Source organism: Nocardiopsis sp. N85 (assembly GCF_028882275.1).
GTDB classification, from domain to species: domain Bacteria; phylum Actinomycetota; class Actinomycetes; order Streptosporangiales; family Streptosporangiaceae; genus Nocardiopsis; species Nocardiopsis lambiniae.
Genome location: NZ_JARBUT010000002.1, coordinates 333,373 through 353,349, shown reverse-complemented (window position 1 = coordinate 353,349; position 19,977 = coordinate 333,373). Strand labels below are relative to the sequence as shown.

The following is a 19,977-nucleotide window of genomic DNA, read 5'->3' as shown; positions in this document are numbered from 1 at the left end:
AGGGGTCGGGAGTCAGGGAACGCCCTGTCGAAGAATCAGGGATGTCACTCATTGTAGTCATCCGTGTTTTCTCCGTACAGGGAATTCCCCTATCCGTCACACCGCCAAGGCATGCCTCAAACGCAGGTCGTCCGGGTAAGGACGCAGGTACGTCTGCCGCCGCAACCAGTCCGGGCCGTCCGCCGCCCCGTGGTGGCGCAGCAGCGCCACCGGCAGGCTCAGCGGCGCCCGCTCCTCGCGGTAGTCCTCGATCGCCGCGAGCAGATCGTGCCTGCGCACGTCGTCCAGTCCGTCGCCGATCATCCCGAAGGCGTGCTGAAGGGCGTTGGCGTGCCGGCCCCGATTGGTCCGCGTGGCCATCGCCTTGCAGAACGCCTCGGTGTAGGCCCGCTTGGTGCCCTCCCGGTCGTCCGACCCGGCGCGCGCGGCGATCCGCCCCGTCTCCCGGTACCCCTCCGGGGAATGGGCCATCAGCTGGAGCTTGTGCCGGGTCTGGAAGTCCACCAGGTCGCGGGGGCGCCACGACGCCTCCCACAGCTCCCGCAGGCGGGCATGGGCGAAGATCCGCTCCACGAACGCCTCGCGCAGCGCCGGGTCGGACAGCCTCCCCTGCTCCTCCACGGGCAGCTCGGGCAGCAGTTCGGTGAGGCGGCCGGCGAACGCGCCCCGGCCCTTGCCGTCCACGCGCTGTTTGTCCTCGTTGAACACCGGCAGGGCCAGCAGCCCGCAGCTGGGCGACTTGTTCTTGAGCACGTACCCGTCCAGGCCGCTCAGTTCGGCCAGTCGGGCATCGGCGATCCCCGCCAGTTCGTCGGTGCGGTCGGAGCCGTCACCGCTGGAGATCACCCGGTCCGCCTCGCCACGGCGTTGCAGGTGCAGGGTCGGGCGCGGCGTGCCCAGGCCGATCTCGGCCTCCGGACACACCTCCGTCCACTCCACGTACCGGTCGAGTTCGTCCGTGAGAAAGCGATACCGGGAATGACCGCCGTTGTACCGGACGGGGACGCCCAACAGGCAGCTGGAGGCGCCCAAACGCGGCCTGACCTCGGTCTTCTCCGTCTCTAGAGCGAGAGTGTTCATGCTCTTCCCTTACCCGTTCCCACGCTCGACCCCCCGTCGGGGCGATACGCGCCACTCACGGTGTCATTCGTCGCACCAAGGGTGAGAGGATGGTGTGTCATGGCACACACCATCGTCCTGTTCACCCAGGACCTGCGCCTGCACGACCACCCGGCCCTCGACGCGGCGTCGCGCGAAGGGGAGACCGTGCTCCCGGTCTTCGTCCTGGATCCCGCGCTGCTGCGCCGGTCCGCCCGCAACCGGGTACGCGCCCTGCTCGACATCCTCAACGACCTCCGCGAGGGCCTGCGCTCCCTCGGCGGAGACCTGGTCGTACGGCGCGGCGACACCGTGACCGAGGTCGCCGCCCTGGCCCGGGAGACGGGGGCCGACACCGTCCACGTCACCGAGGGCGTCACCCGCACCGCCACGAACCGGGCCGAGCGGCTGCGCGAGGCGGGGCTGCGCGTGGTCTCCCACCCGGGACTGACCGTGGTGCCGCCCGGCGACGTCACCCCCGCGAGCGGGGACCACTACAAGGTGTTCACCCCCTATCTGCGGGCCTGGGAGGCGCACCCCTGGCGCTCCGTCCTCCCCGAGCCCGCCGAGGTGCGCTCGCCCGACGGGGTGGACCCCGGGAAGATCCCCGCGCGCCTGGACGAGGGCCGCGGCTCCCTCGCCGAGCGACCGCTCGCCATGGGGGAGTCGGCCGCCCGCCAACGGTTGTGCTCCTGGCTCGACAGCGGACTGGCCGACTACCCGGACCGGCACGACGACCTGCCCGCCGGGGCGACCTCGCACCTGTCGGCCGACCTCCGCTTCGGCTGCCTGTCGCCGCTGGAGGCGGCGGTGCTCGCCCGCGACGAACCCGGCGGGGCCGAGTTCGTCCGCCAACTCGCCTGGCGCGACTTCCACCACCAGGTCACCGCCGCCTTCCCCGACATGGGCGTCCGCGACTATCGGCCCCGCGACACCCGCTGGCGCGACGACCCCGCCGCCCTGAAGGCGTGGAAGGAGGGCCGCACCGGAGTGCCGATCGTGGACGCGGGCATGCGCCAGCTGCTGCGCGAGGGGTTCATGCACAACCGCACCCGCATGATCACCGCCGCGTTCCTCACCCGCACCCTGGGCGTGCACTGGCGTGCCGGAGCGGAGCACTTCGCCGACCACCTGCTGGACGGGGACGTCGCGAACAACAACGGCAACTGGCAGTGGGTGGCCGGGACCGGCAACGACACCCGCCCCAACCGGGCGTTCAACCCGCTCCGGCAGGCGCGGCGGTTCGACCCGGAGGGCGTGTACGTGCGCCGGTACGTCCCCGAGGTGGCCGAACTGCCCGGTCGTGCCGCGCACACCCCGTGGGATTCGCTCCTGGGCCCCGACGACTACCCGCCGCCCATCGCCTCCCCGGGTTCCTGACCCGGGTTCGGACCCACCGGACGCGGAACGCGTCGCCCTCGACGTTCGGCATGACCACGTGGTGGACGACCGGCTCCTCGACCGTGCGCACCGCCGTGGCGTTCGGGCCCATGTGGGGTCCGGGCCGCCGTGGCGCCCGGCCTCGGCGTCACGGTGTCACGGCGTTCGGGGCCCACGTCGACGTCGACGTGTCGGCGGTTCCTCGCCGTTCCGGGTTCGGGGGTGCTCGGGAACGACGGCCGGCGGCCACCGGCCCGATCGCGCACGGCGGCCGCGGTGATCCACGTCCGCCGGCCGTTCACCGGGACCGTGTGCCCATCGGGTTCGATGGCGCCCTGGCGGCCGGCCGTCGACGAGGTCCCGATGGTCCTCCACCTCGTATCCGAGGACCCGGAACCAGGAGGCGGCCATGCGCTGCGGTTCCGCCCGGTCCACCGTCGATCGCCGGTCGTACGCCATCGTCGTCCCCCTCCCTCTCCTCCCTCCGGTACCTGATCCTCCCTGCCCGCCGCGCGGCGCCGACGATCCGGATCCACCGAGCGGAAGGGGGAGCGGGGGTTCAGACGGGGCCGAACGCGGACCGGAAGGTCGCCAGGGCAGCGTCGTCGAACAGCACGAGGCGGATCTCCGGTACCCGCGACGGGGCGGTGCGCAGTGCCTCGGCGGCGATCCGGGCGGCGTCGGCCATCGGCCACCGGTAGACGCCCGTGGAGATCGCCGGGAAGGCCACCGACTCCGCGCCCAGCCCGTGGGCGACGCGCAGCGACTCGGTGAAGCAGGAGGCCAAGAGGGCGGACCGGTCCTCGGTGGTGCTGTACACCGGGCCGACGGTGTGGATCACCCAGCGGGCCGGCAGGAGGCCCGCGGTGGTCGCCACCGCCCGACCGGCGGGCAGTCCGCCGCCGTAGTGGGAGGCGCGCAGCTTTCGGCACTCGTCGAGGATCGCCCTGCCGCCCTTGCGGTGGATCGCCCCGTCCACCCCGCCGCCGCCCAGCAGGGAGCCGTTGGCGGCGTTGACGATGGCGTCCACGCGCTGCTCGGTGATGTCGCCCTTGACGATGGCCATCCGGCCGCTCGGTGTGGTGCCCATGTCCCCGTTCTCTCCACGGTGGGGCGGCAGTATCGCATTCCGGGGTGCCCGAGGGCTCGCGAAGAAGTGAATCGGCCCGCCGACGGCTCGGTTCACCTCCGGTCCGAGAGGCGGGACGGGGTGCCCTTCGGTGCCGCCTCGGGGGCCGAAAGCCCTTGTCCCCAAGGACACGGCGATTTAACGTGGGGGTACGACGCTGTGTAGTACGACCGCAAGTAGACTCGATGACATGAATCGGCTCGGCGAACTTGAACGCGCGGTGATGGATGTACTGTGGGCACGAAATGAACCAATGACGGTTCGTGAGGTCGGCAGGGAACTCGCCGATCGGGATCTGGCCCACACGACCGTCATGACCGTGCTCGACCGACTGGCCAAGAAGAAGGTCGTCACTCGGGCACGCGAAGGTCGTGCGTGGCGGTACCGTCCGGCAGCCAGCCGGGAATCCTACGTCTCGGAGCTGATGTTCGACGCTCTCGGGCAGACGGGTGATCGTGACGCGGCCCTCGCCGCCTTCGTCCAGTCCATGGACGGCAAGGGGGCGGAAGCGCTCCGGCGCGCACTCGCGGAAATCGAGCAGCCAAGGAACTAACCCGTATGGTCAGTGCCGCCCTTCTCACTCTCGTCGCCGTCTCCTGTCTCATCGCGATGGCGCTGCTCCATCGCGCGAAGTGGCCCTCCCGAGGGCCCTACACGGCGGTGATCACCTGGCAGGCACTCGGCCTCGCCTGGGGTGTGTCCACGATCGGCGCGCTCCTGGCCTTCGGGCTCTCCTCGTACCGACTGGGCGCGGCCGGCGGCCTCATGGCCCTGGCCACGGATCTGTTCAGCGGTGAGCTCATCCTCGCCGAGCTCTCCCAGGGGCTGGAGGGTGTGAGCCACCTGGTCGCCGTGGTCCTGGCGATCGTGCTCACGCTGGTCCTCTTCTCCGGTCTGGTCTCCTCCTTCGTGCAGGTGGTGCGGGTCCGCCGACGCCACCACGACCTGCTCGAACTCGTCGCCAGCGACCACCCGGACGTTCCGGGCGCCCGGGTCATCGAGCACCCGGCCGCCGCCGCGTACTGTCTTCCGGGCGTGCTCCGCTCCCAGGTGGTCATCAGTGCCGGCGCCCTCGCCGTGCTGGACAAGCGCGAACTGGCGGCCGTCCTGGCCCACGAGCACGCCCACCTGCGCCAGCGCCACGACCTGGTGCTGCTGCCGTTCTCCTCTCTCAAGCGCGCCTTTCCCAAGGTGCGGCTGGTGCGCACCTACTACGAGAGCGTCGCCCTGCTCATCGAGATGTGCGCCGACGACCAGGCGCGCCGCACCAGCTCCTCCCGCGAACTGGCCATGGCGCTGCTCCGGTTCGGCGCCGCCGGACCCGCGCCGGTGCCCGCCGGGGCGATGGCCGCCGTCCAGGAGGCCGAACCCGAGGTCATGCGCCGGGTGAACCGCCTGCTGCGACCCGACGACGAGCTCCCGTACCACGCGGGCGCCGTCATCATGGGCGCCTCGGCCTTCCTGCTGGCCTCGGTCACCTGCCTGTGGCACATCCCGATCTGATCCGCCCCGATGTGATCGGAACCCGTGTGACACCGCTCCCGTCGGGGCACGATTTCCTCCCCTGATCCGTTTACGGTGGAGAACGGGCGGATCTCCGTTCGCGAACGTCATCGGGAGTGTGTTGTGATCTGGCAGCTGATCTACCTGGTCACCTTCGTGGCCAGTCTGTACGCGTTGATCGAGGCGGTACGGACCCCGGCGTCCTCCTTCGAGATCATGGACAAACAGACCAAGAAGCTCTGGGTCACCCTCACCGGCGTCGCCACCGGACTGTCCGCACTCGCCGTGTTCTTCAACGTGGCCATCTTCGTCCTGCTGTGCCTGGTCGCCACCCTCATCTTCCTGCTCGACGTCCGCCCCGCGGTCAAGGGCGTGAGCGGCGACCGCAACGAGGGCCCCTACGGCCCCTGGTAGGTCTCCTCCAGCTCCGTGAGCGTCCGGCGCAGCGCCCCGGAGTACGCGGGGTCGTCCGTGTAGTACGAGTGCCCCAGGATCTCCGGACGCCGCGCCTCCCCTGGGAGGGCGTCGTAGGACCGTGGATCGGGCAGCGGCTCCGCCGGTCCGACCGTCGCGATCCCCTCTCCGGAACGCACCCGCACCGGACTGGCGATCGCGTCGGTGATCCGCCACAGGTTGCGCCACCCCGCGACCCGGTCGCACAGGTCGGCGAAGGGTCCCGGGCCGAAGTAGCCCGGGAAGTAGCGGGCGTACAGCCGGTCCAGCGGTGAGCCGTGGGTGATGAGCGCGACCCGCCCCAGACAGTCGTCGGGCAGCTGCCACACCGTCGCCGCCGCCAACACCGACCCCTGGGAGTGCCCCGACAACACCACGTCGGTGCCCTCCCGGGTCATCCGCGCCACCCGGGCCACCAGTTGCGGCACCGCCCGCTCCGCATAGGACGGCGGCGCCAACGGGTGCGCCACCCGCGGCCAGAACGTGCCCACGTCCCACAGGGCGCCCACCGCCTGCCGGGTCGGCCGATCCCGATAGGCGCTGCGACCGATCCACATCAGGGCGACGAGCGCGGCTCCGCCGAGCAGCGATCCGACACCGGTGAGCACCGACACCGCCCCCTGGGCGAGGACCCGCACCCGGTCGGCCACGGCCGTCGCGGCCGGCTCCGGCCCACCCGGCATCAGGTGCCCGGACATGACCGAGTACAGCACCAGAGCGCCCAGCACCACGGCCGGCACCAGCAGAGCCGTCAACACGGCCGGAAGCACCTCCGTCATCCGACCCAGAGCCCGCGCCCGCGCGATGTCCCAGGTCCGCCGGTCGCGCACGCTGCGGGCGTAGTCCTCGGTCACCCCGGCCACGTGCGCCCGCGTGTCCCGCCGCAACCGGATCGCGAAGAACCCCGCCACGATGACCACCAGTACCGCCTCCAGCGCGATCGCCAACTGGAGCCAGGAGTAGATCGTGGGGGTCGCCAGCGGCAGACAGTCCGCCCCGGGCGCGGACAGCGACCCGCACTCGCTCAGCCACAGCGCGCCCTGGTACACCATCGCCGCCGAGAACGCCCCGCCGGCCAGGGCGCCCAGCGCCGCCGTGGCCGGTCCGGCCATCCCCCTCATCGCCACCCCGTCGTGCGCCCGGTCGACGGTGTACAGCACCAACGCCGCGGCCAACGTCACCAGGATCAGCGTCACCTGGGCGGTGAACAGGGTGTTGAGCACCGCCGCGTGCCCGGGGAGCCGTCCCTCGGCCACCCACCCCGGCCGCGGCCACAGCACGTAGACGACCGTCGCCACGGCCAAGACCAGGGTGATGTCGCGCAGCAGCCGGCACAACCGGTCGGCCCGCGCGTTCCACAGCGGATCCACCCCGGGTACGAGCACGCTCGCCGCGCTCACCAGCACGGTCACCCCCAGCGCACCGGCCAGTGCCGGACCCCAGGGACCCGGCGAGCCGTCGGACAGGTCGTGCAGCAGCGGCGGCACCGCGATCAGTACGGCCAGCACCCCGACCGCCATGGCGATGTGCGCCGACCGCAGCCGCGCCATGATCTCGCTGTTGCGCCAGAAGTCGACGTGGCTCAGCGGCGCCCGTGGATCGTGGGCCGGTGACACGGAGGAGGAGACGATCTCGTAGTCGGCGGCCGTGCGCCGCGACAACCGCCCCAGCACCACCACCACCGCCAACGGGACCACCGCACCCGTCACGAGGGCCGGCCCCGGTGCCGACAGCACCGATTCCGGTGAGGCCCAGAAGGCCAGCCAGGGCCGGGCCCGCACGCACTCCTCGCCCAGCCCGGCGGCGCACTGCCAGCCCAACAGGTCCACCCCGACCCCGGCGGCGGCCACCGTGATGAGCGCCGTCAGGGACAACGCCAACAGCCGCACCCCGGCCCCGTAGACGTTGTCGGCCACCCGCGCCGGTCCGCGCAGATCACGCCCCGCCCGCCCGGGGCGCATCCAGTAGGCCACGTTGACCAGCATGAACGGAAGCAGCAAGAGCCAGAACGCGCGCGAGGCGCTGCCGGAGGTGAGGTTGCCCCAGGCGAAGATCTCCCGCCGCACCCCGGGCACGGTCTCGGTGTCGGCGCCGCGCCGCCACCGGAAGAACCCGGCCAGCCGGTCACCGCCCACGCGCATGGCCGGCTCGACGTCCAGCAGTTCCTCGGCCTGGCCGCCGCTGACCCCGTGCACCCTCAGCTCCACCCGATCGTGCCGGGTGGACGGGCCTGCGTCGCCCGGATCCCGCCCGGTCGCCGTCGACGGTGCCGCCGGCACGTCGTCGGGGGCGGAGACGGTGGGGAGGGGGGTCGAGGCGCTGGAGGGGGGAACGCGGGGTCGGAGGGGTTCCGTGTGATCCGACATGCCTGCATCCTGCCACGCTCCGTGTCCGCGCGACAGCGCCGATCCCCGGCCTGTGGAAAACCCCGCCGCCCGGTCCCCGACGACGCCGGGCCCTCGCCCGAAGAACGCCCCGGCCTCGAACACCGGCCCTCGCGGGGGCTTCGCGCGTGGTGTGTCCGCCATGGTGCCCGTCGCCGTCGGTGGGGTTCGAGGTGCCCGAGCCGGTGCCCTGGGGTCGGCCCCCGCCGGGCCTTCGCGCGCTGTGCCCGCCATGGTGCCCGTCACCGTCGACGGGTGGTCCCGTGCCCGCGTCGGGGTGGGACGGCGGTCCTCGCGACCCGAGCGCGGCCCGGAGCCCCACCGCGCGGACGGAACGCGACCGGCGTCCGTCCGGTCACTCCACCAGGGAGAGGTCCGCCACGCCCCAGGTGTTGCAGGCGCCCGGCGTCTGCTCCTCCCAGCCGGTGAGCATCCACCGCGCGCTGTTCTCCGCCGACCCGTGCGTGCGCTCCTCCTCCGGGCCGTCCGCCCGGTCCGCCGTCGCCTTCGCGTCGGTGATCAGGGTCTCCAGGTCGTCATCGGTCAGCGGGTACCCCACCCGCACCGACCCCAGGAACGCCCCGGCCAGGCAGTTGGCCTGGAGCTCGCTGCGCCGGGTCCAGGAGTTGCGCGCGCGCTCGTCCTCCTCCAACCGCCGCTGCTCGTGGTAGTACTCCAACAGCCCCGACTCGCCCTGCACGTGGTGCCCGTACTCGTGGGCCAGCAACGAGACGTACACCGCGCCGTTGCGGGTCCCGTTCCACTTCTCCACCACGTCGCTCGTACCGATGTAGATGCTCGCGCTCGCCCGGCAGTAGAACGCCCCCGCCTGCGACGGATAGGTTCGGCACGGGCTCGCCCCCGGCTCGTCCCAGAACACCCGCTGCGGCGGTGTGAAGGGGATCCCCGCCCGCTCGAACTGGGTGCTCCAGGCGTCGTCCAGGCAGTCGGCCATACGGTGGAGGAAGGCCTCCATCGAGTCCTGGTCCGTCACGTCCAGCTCCGGGGCCGGACACGGCAGCGGGCTCAGGCGTCCCGTCCCGTACAGCGGGTTGGCCACCAGCGCGGCGTACCCCGAAGGCCGATCCGGCTCCTCGACCATTCCCGGCAGCGGCCCCGACCGCTCCCCGCCCGAGGGCCCCCACCCCGACTTCTCATCGGAGTCGGCGCCCCAGTCCTCAAGGGCCCCGGACGCCCTCTCGTCGGACGGATCCCCGGCCGTGGTCCACGACAGGAGCGTCAACGCCAAGAGAACCACCAGGAGACCGGTCACCAGCGTGAAGACCCGCTGGTCGGTGCGCCGTGCCCGCCGGGCGTGCTCCGGCACCTCACCCGAACCCTGCACCCCTGACCGCCCTGTTCTCACCGGATCGGCCGGGCCGATCCGTCTGCCGGCACCCTCACCGCACCAAGTCCTCCGGGGCGTCCCACGTGTTGCACGCCGCGGGATCCACCCGGTCCATTCCGTGCGCGGTCCACAACCGGCCGTTCTCCGCCGTGCCGTGGGTGTGCCCCAGGCCCCGGTCCGACCGTCGACCGACGTCGTCGAGGATATTCTCCCGACCCGACGGACCGAAGCCCAGGTGCTCCTCCGCGGCCCCCACGAACACCCCGCCCAGGCAGTTGGCCTGAAGCTCGTTGCGCCGGGTCAGCTCGTCGGCCTCCGTGCGCGGCACCCCGGCCCGGGCCGAGTGGAACTCGGCGAGGATCCGCGACTGCCCCTGCACGTGGTGCCCGTACTCGTGGCTGATGAGGAACGTGTACGCCTCCGGCCGATCGCTGCCCCCCGACGCCTCCACGATGTCCTCGACCCCCAGGTACAACCCCTGGTTGGCCTGACAGTAGAACGCCGCCGCGCCCTCCATCGGGAACGCGCCGCACGGGCTGTTCCCGGCCGTGTGCCAGTACACGCGGTTGGGCGAGGTGAACTCCATTCCGGCGGCGTCGAAATAGACGCCCCAGGCCCGGTCCAGGCAGTCGGCGATCGCGTGGACGAACGCCTCCACGGACTCGGGATCCTCCTCGTCCAGCTCCGGTGCCTCACAGGTCACCTGACCCAGCTCGCCCGCCCGGTACAGCGGGCTGTCGGTGAGCATCGACCCCGGTGACCCGCCGTCCGGGGTCTCGACCGGCTCCCGGCCGTCCTGCGCGATGACCGGTTCTCCCCGGGGCACGGGATGGGACCACGCCGGGTCCGCGCCCGGCATCATCGCGGAGATGGCCAGGAAACCGGTCAACGCGACCGCGGCCAGCCCGGTGCCCAGGGAGAGCGACACCCCGAGCCCCATCCGCTGGAAGAACCCGGGCCGCTCCGACCAGTACTCGCCCTCGGGCGAAGGAGGGCGTCTCACCTCGGGGCCCCTCCCCGGCCACGTTCCCGTGCGGATGACGTGGTCGTACGCGGGCCGCCCGGGGGCATCGCCGCCCGGGGGGACCGGATAGGCTCTCGCATCATGTGGTGGGTCGGCTCCTGGCGCCCGGCCGTCGCGATCGCGGCGGCCCTCCTCGTGTTGTCCTCGCTGCCGGTGGCGTTCGCCGCGGGGCCCATGGGGGCGGCCCACGCCGCGACGGTGGCGGCACCGGCCACCACAGTACCGGCAGCGGGTTCGAGCGTCATCGGCCACCGGAGCGGTGACGACCCCCTGATCACCAACACCGTGAAGCTCGAACTGGACGCGCTGGGCGTCCTGCACGCCGAGGAGACCCTCCGCTTCGAGGGGGAGGCCCCCGAGGTGTTCGTCCGGGCCCTCACCGAGACGATGCTCTACGACACCGAGCACGATCGCCGGTTCGAGATCAACGGGGTGAGGGTCACCGACACCGAGGGCCGGACCCTGGACGCCGAGGTCGACCACCGGGCCGGCGCGGTCGTGGTGGAGATCCCCACGCGCGGTCAGGACGAGGTCGTGCTCACCTACCGGGTCGGCGGCACCGCCAGCGAGGTCTCCCGGGGCGTGCAGATGGAGTGGCGCGCCATCGGCGCCTACAGCCACACCGTCGAGGTCACCGACGTCACCGTCATGGCCCCGATGCCCCCCGAGGCGCTCTCCTGCCTGGCGGGCGAACCCCGCAGCGCCATGTACTGCACCGCCTCCGACATGGGCCCGGAGTCCTCCGTCGCCCACTTCCTCCAGGCCGACATGGAGCCCGACGACCGCCTGGACATCGTCGTCAACTACCCGCCCGGCACCGCCGAGGGCGAACCCATCCTCACCCGCCGCTGGTCACTGGCCTCCGCCTTCCAGGTCACCCCCGCCACCGCGAGCGTCTTCGGCGTGCTGCTGGTCGTGCTCATCGGCGGCCTGACCGTCCTGATCCGGATCCGCGGCCGGGACGAACGGGCCCTGCGCCGAGAGGCCGTCGAGGGGGACCACGCCCCCGTCGCCACGGGCGAGCACGGTCGATTGCGCTTCGCCCCGCCCGACGACGTCCACCCCGGTCAGATCGGCACGCTCATCGACGAGCGGGTCGACATCGCCGACCTCACCGCCACCGTCCTGGACCTGGCGGTACGCGGCTACATCCGACTGGAGGAGCTCCCGCACGAGCACTTCACCTCCGTCGACTGGCGCCTGGTCCGCCTGGACGGGCCCGCGGAGGAGACCCTGCTGCCCTCCGAGTGGCTCCTCCTGGACGCGCTCTTCGGAGACCGTCCCACGGTGCGCCTGTCCCGCCTGGGCGCCCCCGGCTTCTCCACCGACTTCCCGGCCCGCGTCGACCGGGTCCGCGAGGAGCTGTACCGCGACATGGTGCGGCTCAAGTGGTTCGTCCGCTCGCCCAGCCGCGTGCGCGGCCTGTGGAGCACCGCCGGAATGGCGGTCACCGCCCTCGGGGTGATCCTCACCATCCTGCTGGCGGTGTTCACCACGGCCGCCTTCACCGGCCTGGCCGTCGTCATCGCCGGTGCCGCCATCACGGCCGGCGCCCAGTACATGCCCGCCAAGACCAAACTGGGCAGCTCGGTCTACGCCCACACCATGGGCTTCAGGGACTACCTGCTCAGCCCGCGCGCCGAGACCGCGCCGCCCGGCCAGCGCGTCGAGCTGTACTCGCGCTACCTGCCCTACGCCGTCATCTTCGACGACGTCGACCGCTGGTCGGACCTCCTGGCCTCGGCGGCCCTCACCGATCTGACCCCCGAGGAACTGACCGGAGACGGCCTGCACTGGTACACCGGTCCCCGCGAATGGCGGATCCAGGACTTCTCCGACTCCATCAGCGCGTTCGTGGTGTCGCTGACCGGCATCATCACCAACACCCGCCGGTTGCGGGTGCTCAACCAGTTCCAGCGTTCGGAACGTCGGTAAGGAGGAACGGCCCATGCGCTCGGTCGTGCAGCGGGTATCGCACGCGTCGGTGACGGTGGACGGCGCGGTGGTCGGGGAGATCACCGAGCCCGGGCTGATGGCCCTGGTCGGCGTGACCCACACCGACACGGAGGCGGACGCCGCCAGGCTGGCCCGCAAACTGTGGACGCTGCGCATCCTGGAGGACGAGCGATCGTGCTCCGACATCGGCGCGCCCCTGCTGGTCGTCAGCCAGTTCACGCTCTACGGCGACGCCCGCAAGGGCCGCCGCCCCACCTGGCAGGCGGCGGCGTCCGGACCCGTCGCCGAGCCCCTCGTGGACACCGTCGTCAAGGAGCTGCGCGACCTGGGCGCCACCGTCGCCACGGGCGTCTTCGGCGCGAAGATGTCGGTGGGCCTCACCAACGAGGGGCCCTTCACCGTCCTCGTGGAGGTCTGAGCCGCCTCACACGGCCTCGCGGCGCATCACCACGACACCGGGGACGGCCCCGCCACGTCATCGGTCGACGCCCGACCGGTCACCGCACCGGTCCGGCGGACTTCCCGGCGCCGTTCGCCCGAGCCGTTCCCGCCCCGGCACGCCCGCCGGGGACGACGGGCGCGGGTCGGCCCCCGTCCGCGTCGACCACGCCCGCCGGGGACGGCGAGGTCCCGACCCGCGGACCGCGTGGGTCCGTGGATCGGGACAGGAGGGGCGGGGTCCTCGGAGGACTCAGACGTCGGCGGTGACCGGCTCGAACTTGTAGCCCAGCCCCCGCACGGTGACGATGTACTTCGGGCTGCTCGGGTCGTCCTCGATCTTCGCGCGCAGCCGCTTGACGTGCACGTCGAGGGTCTTGGTGTCGCCCACGTAGTCGGCGCCCCACACGCGGTCGATGAGCTGCATCCGGGTCAGCACCCGCCCCGCGTTGCGCAGTAGCACCTCCAGCAGCTCGAACTCCTTGAGGGGCAGCTGCACGTTCTCCCCGCGCACCGTCACCACGTGCCGCTCCACGTCCATGCGGACGGGACCGGCCTCCAGGGCGGCGGGCAGCACCGGGTCCTCCCCGGCCTCGCCGCCCCGGCGGCGCAGTACGGCGCGGATCCGGGCGACCAGTTCACGGGAGGAGAAGGGCTTGGTCACGTAGTCGTCGGCGCCCAGCTCCAGACCGACGACCTTGTCGATCTCGGAGTCCTTGGCGGTCAGCATGATCACGGGGACGCTGGACTTCTGTCGCAGACTCCGGCACACCTCGGTGCCCGACAGACCCGGCAGCATCAGGTCCAGCAGGACCAGGTCCGCGCCGGTGCGGTCGAAGGTCTCCAGGGCCACGGTGCCGGTGGGCGCCACGGCGACCTCGAAGCCCTCCTTGCGCAGCATGTAGGACAGGGCGTCGCTGTAGGACTCCTCGTCCTCGACCACGAGTACACGAGTCACTGTGCCGCCTCCTGACGGTCGTTGTTCCGGGCGGCGTCCTGCCCCCGGTCCTCGGGTCTGGGCAGACGAAGAGTGAACGTCGACCCCGACCCCTCCTTGCTCCACACGGTCACTTCTCCACGGTGGTGGGTCATGATGTGCTTGACGATCGCCAGGCCGAGACCGGTACCTCCGGTGGCCCGGCTCCGAGCGGCGTCCACACGGTAGAACCGCTCGAAGATCCTTTCCAGGTCCTGCTGGGGGATGCCGATCCCCTGGTCGGTGACGCTGATGTCGATGGTGTTGCGCGTCAACGCGACCGATACGGCGACCCGGGTGTTCTTGGGACTGTAGGAGACGGCGTTGGCGATGAGATTGCGCAGCGCGGTGCCCAACAGCCCCTCGTCGCCCAGGACGGTGACGTCCTCGCCACCGCTGCCCACCAGTTCGATGCCCTTGGCGTCGGCGGGCATGCGCAACGCGTCCAGGGCCTCCTCGACCACCCCGCCCAGTTCCACCCGGGTGGGCTCGGCCATCGGCTCCGCGCCCTGGATGCGCGAGAGCGTGATGAGGTCCTGGATGAGCGCGGTCAGCCGCGACGCCTCGGTCTGCATACGGTCGGTGAACCGTCGCACGGCCTCGGGATCGTCACTGGCGTCCTGTACGGTTTCGGCCAAGAGTGACAACGCACCGACCGGCGTTTTGAGTTCGTGGGAGATGTTGGCCACGAAATCCCGGCGCACCGCCTCCACTCGCCGGTGCTCGGTCTGGTCCTCCGCCAGCACCAGTACCAACCCGGTGCCGCCCAGCGGTGCCACCCGCACGGCGAAGGACGTCGCGTCGGGGCCGAACTTGCGCACGGCCACCTCGATCTCGGTCTCGCGGATGACACCGTCCCGTCGTACCTGGCGGGCGAGCGCGAGGAGTTCGTCTATGACCAACTCCTCGCCGCGGACGATCCCGAAGGCCCGGGCGGCCGAGGAGGCGCGCAGCACCCGGTCGGCGGAGTCCAGGACCACGGCCGACGAGGGGAGGGCGGACAGGACCTCGGCGATGCCCGGCGGCAGTGTGGTGCCGTCGTTGCGTTGTGGAACGGGCGTCGGCCGTTCCACGGCTCCGGCTCGGAAGAAGGAGCCCGCGAGGACGCCTACGACGACGCCGGTGACGAGTCCGATGATGCCGGTCAGAGCGGCGAGAAGTTCCCCTTGCACGTTTCGATCGTAAACGTGCGGGCTGGACCTTTACCCGGTCAGGGTGTGTGTCATGGGCTAGGTTCTTTCAGCGTTCACCGACTCTTGGCCGACTCTTCAGAAAACCACTGGGAGCATTGACAGCATGCGCGATACGTACCACGAGGATCTCGACAGCCTGAGTGAGCGCCTCGTCGAGATGACCAGACTGGCCAGACACGCCGTCGCCCGGGCGACCACGGCCTTGCTCGACAGCGACCTGGACGCCGCCCAGGAGGTCATCTCCGGTGACGAGAAGATCAACCGACTCGACCAGGAGATCGAGGAGACCGCGTTCAGCCTGATGGCCCGGCAGCAGCCGGTCGCCTCCGACCTGCGCACCATCATCAGTTCGCTGTACATGCGCGGTGACCTGGAGCGGATGGGCGACCACGCCGTTCACCTGGCCAAGATCGCCCGCCGCAGGCACCCCGACTCGGCGATCCCCGAGCCGCTCCGTTCGATCGTGCTGGAGATGGGCCACCAGGCGGAGATGCTGGTGACCAAGGCCGGAGAGGTCATCACCGAGCGCGACCCCGACACGGCCCTGGAGCTGGACAAGGACGATGACAGGATGGACCGGCTGCGCCGCAAGCTGTTGCAGCGCATCCTCGCCCCGGGGTGGGAGCACGGGGTGGAGGCCACCATGGACGTCACTTTGGTGGGGCGGTTCTACGAGCGTTTCGGTGACCACGCCGTGCACGTCGCGGACAACCTCGTCTACATGGTGACGGGGGAACGACGAGAGGACTACGAGCCGGAGGGGTGATCCGCGAGGCGACCCCGCCACCGGTGACGGGAGGGTCCATCGAGTGCCCGGGTATGGTGATGCGAATCTCTTCGCGGGTGCCTCCGTCGTGCCCGGGGGTGCCTCGTCCCGCCCCCGCGGAGAGGCCGCGAACGCCTTCCGCTAAAGGGCCGGAAGGGCTCTCGGACCTGCGCCGATCGGCTGCTCCTGCATCGTCGGGTAGACTTTGTCAAGCCCTAAAAAGTGGGGCTTGACCTGCGTGTTCGCAAACCTAATAGGTACGTTAAGTCACAGATTCATGGTATCCTTGTGGTAGCGGAAGGGGTACCTGTCACATGGCTTTCAAGGTCGGCGACACTGTTGTCTACCCCCATCATGGGGCTGCTCGTATTGAAGCGATCGAGACTCGAACCATTAAGGGCGAGGACAGAGCCTACCTCGTTCTGAGGGTCGACAAGGGCGATCTGACGGTGCGCGTGCCGGCCGCGAACGCCGAGGACGTCGGCGTTCGCGACGTGGTGGGGCAGGAGGGCCTGGACAAGGTCTTCGAGGTGCTGCGCGCGCCGCACACCGAAGAGCCCACCAACTGGTCCAGGCGCTACAAGGCCAACCTGGAGAAGCTCGCCTCCGGCGATGTCAACAAGGTCGCCGAGGTCGTTCGCGACCTGTGGCGCCGGGACAAGGAGCGCGGGCTCTCCGCCGGTGAGAAGCGCATGCTCGCCAAGGCGCGCCAGATTCTCGTCAGCGAACTGGCCCTTGCGGAAAAGACCAACGAGGACAAGGCGGAAGCCCTCCTCGACGAGGTTCTCACGAACTGAAGCACGGTCGCGGAATCACATAATTCATGACGAAAATTCCTCGGGTGGGCGTCGGGACGGACGTCCACCCGTTTTCTCCTGGACGGACACTTTTTCTCGCCGGTCTGGAATGGCCGGGGGAGGAAGGCGTCAGCGGACATTCCGATGGTGATGTCGCCGCTCACGCCGCCTGCGACGCGTTGTTCTCCGCGTGCGGCCTGGGCGACCTGGGGTCCAACTTCGGCACCTCGGAACCACGGTGGAAGGGCGCCTCGGGCGCCGAGCTGCTCACCGAGACGGTCGCCCGCGTGCGCGCGGCCGGATTCGAGATCGGCAACGTCGCGGTGCAGGTCATCAGCAACCGGCCCAAGTTCGCGCCACGGCGCGATGAGGCCGAGAAGACGCTGACGGCGATCGTCGGTGCCCCGGTGACCGTGTCGGCCACCACCACCGACGGTCTGGGTCTCACCGGGCGGGGCGAGGGCATCGCGGCCATCGCCACGGCCCTGTGCGTCCCCACCGGGTGACGGGCCCGGAGAACCCGGGACCCCAGAACCAGAACGCCCCACGGCCGATGCCGTGGGGCGTTCTCGTCATGGCGCGGCCGACCTTCCTTCCCCGTCGCCCTCCTGGGCCGGACACGAGCCTCACGGCGGTCGACGGACACGGGGCGACACGACGGACGTGAACGGCGTCCCTCCGGGCGCGGAGGACGTGCCGCCGGACCCCGAACGGGGACGGGGGCCCGGGGAGGACACGGGCGAAGAGCGAGAGGAACACGGTGGGCGAAGACCCGCCGGTGGTGCGGCTCCGTCGTGGCGGCGCCCGCCCTCGCGGTGGCCGTCCCCTCGACCCCCGTGGCCCCCGAAGAGGTGACCCGGGAACAGCGGGAGGGCTGCGAAGGCCTCGGAGACGCACCGGGCCACTCCGCGCGAGTGCGCCGTGGGCCCGGGGCCGACGCCTCATCGTCCCCGCGCGCCCGGTCGACACCCGAGGGGGCCACACCCGTCGAAGCGTGGTCGCCGCCGACCACGGGCGGCGACCACGTACCCGCCGCCCGGTCGCGGGCCCGCGCACGGTCCGTTCTCGGGACCGCCCGTCAGGTCACTCGTCGGGGCGGAGCGGTTCGCTGCGCACACGCCGTGAAGGCGGCCCGGAGGAGAAATCGGGCATCGGCGGCCGGGGCGGTTTGAGCACCATCGGCCGCTTCTCCACCGGGGTCCTGCGCAGGCGCTCGGTGACGGCCTCCGGATCGGCGGGCGCCCATGGTGCCGGAGAGGGCGACGGACGTCGCGATCGGCGGTCCTCGACGGGGTCCGGGACGGGACCCCGGACCGGTTCGGCGTCGTCCTCCCGCGGTCGTGCGGCGCCCGGCGGCACGGCGGGGGCGACGAAGGCCGTGCGCCGGGTGCGCCCGGAGCCGGTGGGGGTGTCCTCGTCGGCGTCACCGGTGCCCCCGACGTCTTCGGCGCGCGCGGAGCGGATCGGATCCACCGGTTCCACGGGTTCTTCGGGCGTGGCCGGGCCGGTGTGTTCGGCGGCGCGGATGCCGCCCGAGCGGGGGTGCGCCTCGGCGGTGTTCCGGCTGCCGCCGTTGCCGTCCCAGGGGGACGCCGGTTCCTCGGGTGCGGCCGGGACGGCCTCGGCGGGACCGCTGTCGGCGGGGCGCCCTGGCCTCGCGGAAGGTGCCGCGGTGTCGTCGGGGCCGGTACCGGACGGCCCGGACGGTCCGGACGACATGGCCCATGCGGGACGGTCGGGCCGAGGACCGGCCTCGGTCGGTTCCGGGAGGACGGGGCCCGCCGGGCGCACCTCGGCCACGGGAGGCGTCCACACGGGGGAGTCGTCGGGCAGATCGTCCGACAGCGCCGATCGGGAAGCGGCCATCGGATCGTCGGGGATGCGGAAGGCCGCGCGCACGGCGGGGCCGGTGTCGTGGTCCAGGGCGGGGGCGGGGACCTCGACCGGGGCGTCGACCGTCGAGTCGTCGTCCTCGGGGGGAGTCCAGACCGGGGGGACGTAGTCGGTGCGCGCCCAGGTACCGGTGTCGTCGTCCGTCGGCGGTTCCCAGAGGGCGTCGGGGGAGGGCCCCTCGTCGAGAGCGGCCTCGGATCCGAGGGCGTCCCCGTGGCCGGGGAGCGCGGCCCCGCCGGTCTCCCCGGGTTCCCAGGCCTCTCGTGCCGGTCCCTCGTCGGCGGTCTCGGTGGTCTCGGCGGCGGAGGGGCCGACGGGCTCCTCGTCCTTCGGTGAGGCCGCCGAGGCCGTGATCACGGGCGCCTCCGCCTCGTCGGTGACCGGGTCGCCCGGCAACGGATCGTGTTCGAAGCCCTCGTCCACCTCCTCCGGCGCTCCGGGCATCGCCGACACGGCGACCGGTGCCGGTTCGGGTTCCGGCTCGGGTTCGGGTTCGGCGGAGGCGATGGGCGCCAGCGGCGGGTGATCGGCGGCCTGCTTGATGGGGTTGTCCCCGCTCCGGGAGCGGCGCGGCAGCGGGACGGTGGGCACTGACGCCTCCGGCCCCTCGTCCTCGTCCTCGGTGGGACCGGCCACCGGCGTCGGCGCGGAGGACGCGGAGGACCCGGTACGGATCGCGGACGGTTCGGGTCCGGGGTCCGGGGAGCCCGGCGGCTCGGGTTCGGGCATCTCGGCTTCGGGGAGCACGCGGGTGTCCGGAGCCTGCGGCTCCGGGGCCGTACGCGGCTCTAACCCGCCGCCGAACGCCAGCAGGCGCTCCTCCAAGGACGGTCCCTCGTCCGTGTCCTCGGTGTCCCGGTCGTCGGGCATCACCGCGCGGCCGTGCAGCACCATGGTCCGATCGTTCGCCGGTCCGGGCCGGGATCCGCCCGTGCGGCGACGGCGGCGCAGGTGGGCGCGGACCGCCATCCACAGCAGGAGCGCGATCAGGAGCGCCACCAGCGGCGCGACCGCCACGATCACGCTGGCGACGCGCTGGGGGATCCGCTCGATCAGCTCCAGGTTGTTGAGCACCATGATCACGGCGGCGAACAGCACCAGCAGCGGGATCAATCCCAGGTCGATCCACGAACGCCGTCGTGGTGGGGCCTCGCGCAGCAGGTAGCTGACCCAGCAGGCCATGATCAGCAACAACGTGTACATCACCGGGAACACGTGGGCGAGGGGGTGACCCTCGTGGCCACCGTGCTCGGCGAGCCGGAAGACGCCGTTGTAGGAGATGACGAGGGCACACAGCGCGATCAGCCCCACGAAGAGGGCGCCACCGGCGAGCGCACCGGTTCCCGCTCCGCGACCCGTGGGCCTACCGTTCCGTGTTCCTGTTCCGAGGGAATCGTTGTAAGGGGCCATCGCTTTCGCAGCGTAGTCGAGGTGATGGCGTTAACACGAGATTCCGTCCGATTCCGGTGCCTTCCAGGCCGTGCGAACTACGGGCGTTCCATGGCGTTATGTCGGAATATGCAGTATCTCGTGACCCGCCGTTCCTGGCCGCGAGGCCTCTGTCCCGGGGTATCTCACACGGCGAAGGTCCGAATACGGTTCTTCATATATAGGTGCTTCGGGATGTCCGAGAGTGGAA

General features: G+C 71.5%; 17 protein-coding genes. 9 read left to right on the top strand and 8 right to left on the bottom strand.

Features of this window, described 5'->3' with window-relative positions; genetic code table 11:
• Nucleotides 1-96: 96 nt before the first annotated feature.
• A complete protein-coding gene (locus PWG71_RS05600; protein ID WP_274808430.1) occupies nt 97-1,080 on the bottom strand; it encodes a YbgA family protein in 984 nt (327 codons plus the stop codon).
• A 99-nt stretch (nt 1,081-1,179) separates the two neighbouring features.
• Here PWG71_RS05600 and PWG71_RS05595 point away from each other — a divergent pair, with 99 nt between their 5' ends.
• Nucleotides 1,180-2,478 (top strand): cryptochrome/photolyase family protein, encoded by a 1,299-nt coding sequence (locus PWG71_RS05595; protein WP_274808429.1) that lies wholly within the window; start codon nt 1,180-1,182, stop codon nt 2,476-2,478.
• Between the two features lie 559 nt (nt 2,479-3,037).
• Here the strand turns inward: PWG71_RS05595 and PWG71_RS05590 are convergent.
• A complete protein-coding gene (locus PWG71_RS05590) occupies nt 3,038-3,568 on the bottom strand; it encodes an O-acetyl-ADP-ribose deacetylase (protein ID WP_274808428.1) in 531 nt (176 codons plus the stop codon).
• Between the two features lie 229 nt (nt 3,569-3,797).
• Between PWG71_RS05590 and PWG71_RS05585 the strand changes: the two genes are divergently transcribed.
• The 3 genes from PWG71_RS05585 (at nt 3,798) to PWG71_RS05575 (ending at nt 5,524) form a co-directional block, all read left to right on the top strand.
• Nucleotides 3,798-4,160, top strand: coding sequence for a BlaI/MecI/CopY family transcriptional regulator (locus PWG71_RS05585; RefSeq protein ID WP_274808427.1), 363 nt, complete (start codon nt 3,798-3,800; stop codon nt 4,158-4,160).
• A gap of 5 nt (nt 4,161-4,165) precedes the next feature.
• Entirely contained in the window at nt 4,166-5,110 is a 945-nt protein-coding gene (locus PWG71_RS05580; protein ID WP_274808426.1) for a M56 family metallopeptidase, read from the top strand.
• Between the two features lie 123 nt (nt 5,111-5,233).
• Nucleotides 5,234-5,524, top strand: a complete 291-nt coding sequence (locus PWG71_RS05575; protein WP_274808425.1) for a DUF2516 family protein — start codon at nt 5,234-5,236, stop codon at nt 5,522-5,524.
• On the opposite strand, the gene PWG71_RS05570 is transcribed toward PWG71_RS05575, so the two are convergent.
• The 3 genes from PWG71_RS05570 to PWG71_RS05560 all read right to left on the bottom strand — a co-directional run bounded on the left by PWG71_RS05570 (nt 5,509) and on the right by PWG71_RS05560 (nt 10,235).
• Nucleotides 5,509-7,929, bottom strand: a complete 2,421-nt coding sequence (locus PWG71_RS05570) for a hypothetical protein (protein WP_274808424.1) — start codon at nt 7,927-7,929, stop codon at nt 5,509-5,511. The genes PWG71_RS05575 and PWG71_RS05570 overlap by 16 nt on opposite strands.
• Before the next feature lie 373 nt (nt 7,930-8,302).
• A complete protein-coding gene (locus tag PWG71_RS05565; RefSeq protein ID WP_274808423.1) occupies nt 8,303-9,274 on the bottom strand; it encodes a neutral zinc metallopeptidase in 972 nt (323 codons plus the stop codon).
• Between the two features lie 73 nt (nt 9,275-9,347).
• Nucleotides 9,348-10,235 (bottom strand): neutral zinc metallopeptidase, encoded by an 888-nt coding sequence (locus tag PWG71_RS05560; protein ID WP_274808488.1) that lies wholly within the window; start codon nt 10,233-10,235, stop codon nt 9,348-9,350.
• A gap of 165 nt (nt 10,236-10,400) precedes the next feature.
• On the opposite strand from PWG71_RS05560, the gene PWG71_RS05555 reads away from it, so the two are divergent.
• Together PWG71_RS05555 and dtd are read left to right on the top strand one after the other, a co-directional pair.
• Nucleotides 10,401-12,254 (top strand): DUF2207 domain-containing protein, encoded by a 1,854-nt coding sequence (locus PWG71_RS05555; protein ID WP_274808422.1) that lies wholly within the window; start codon nt 10,401-10,403, stop codon nt 12,252-12,254.
• Between the two features lie 13 nt (nt 12,255-12,267).
• Entirely contained in the window at nt 12,268-12,693 is a 426-nt protein-coding gene (gene dtd, locus PWG71_RS05550; RefSeq protein ID WP_274808421.1) for a D-aminoacyl-tRNA deacylase, read from the top strand.
• Nucleotides 12,694-12,966: 273 nt separating this feature from the next.
• Here the strand turns inward: dtd and PWG71_RS05545 are convergent, their stop codons facing one another.
• Together PWG71_RS05545 and PWG71_RS05540 are read right to left on the bottom strand one after the other, a co-directional pair.
• Complete coding sequence (locus PWG71_RS05545; protein ID WP_274808420.1) at nt 12,967-13,671, bottom strand: response regulator transcription factor; 705 nt, start codon at nt 13,669-13,671, stop codon at nt 12,967-12,969.
• The gene (locus PWG71_RS05540) at nt 13,668-14,861 is read right to left on the bottom strand and encodes a sensor histidine kinase (protein ID WP_274808419.1); all 1,194 of its coding nucleotides are present in this window, start codon (nt 14,859-14,861) and stop codon (nt 13,668-13,670) included. Before PWG71_RS05540 ends, PWG71_RS05545 begins: the two co-directional genes overlap by 4 nt.
• Nucleotides 14,862-14,985: 124 nt before the next feature.
• Here PWG71_RS05540 and phoU point away from each other — a divergent pair, with 124 nt between their 5' ends.
• The 3 genes from phoU to ispF all read left to right on the top strand — a co-directional run bounded on the left by phoU (nt 14,986) and on the right by ispF (nt 16,951).
• Nucleotides 14,986-15,648: a phosphate signaling complex protein PhoU gene (gene phoU, locus PWG71_RS05535; RefSeq protein ID WP_274808418.1), complete on the top strand. Its 663-nt coding sequence runs from the start codon at nt 14,986-14,988 to the stop codon at nt 15,646-15,648.
• Nucleotides 15,649-15,962: 314 nt separating this feature from the next.
• Nucleotides 15,963-16,445, top strand: a complete 483-nt coding sequence (locus PWG71_RS05530; RefSeq protein ID WP_274808417.1) for a CarD family transcriptional regulator — start codon at nt 15,963-15,965, stop codon at nt 16,443-16,445.
• Nucleotides 16,446-16,471: 26 nt separating this feature from the next.
• A complete protein-coding gene (gene ispF / locus PWG71_RS05525; protein ID WP_274808416.1) occupies nt 16,472-16,951 on the top strand; it encodes a 2-C-methyl-D-erythritol 2,4-cyclodiphosphate synthase in 480 nt (159 codons plus the stop codon).
• A 577-nt stretch (nt 16,952-17,528) separates the two neighbouring features.
• Here the strand turns inward: ispF and PWG71_RS05520 are convergent.
• Entirely contained in the window at nt 17,529-19,649 is a 2,121-nt protein-coding gene (locus tag PWG71_RS05520) for a DUF2637 domain-containing protein (protein WP_274808415.1), read from the bottom strand.
• Between the last annotated feature and the right edge of the window lie 328 nt (nt 19,650-19,977).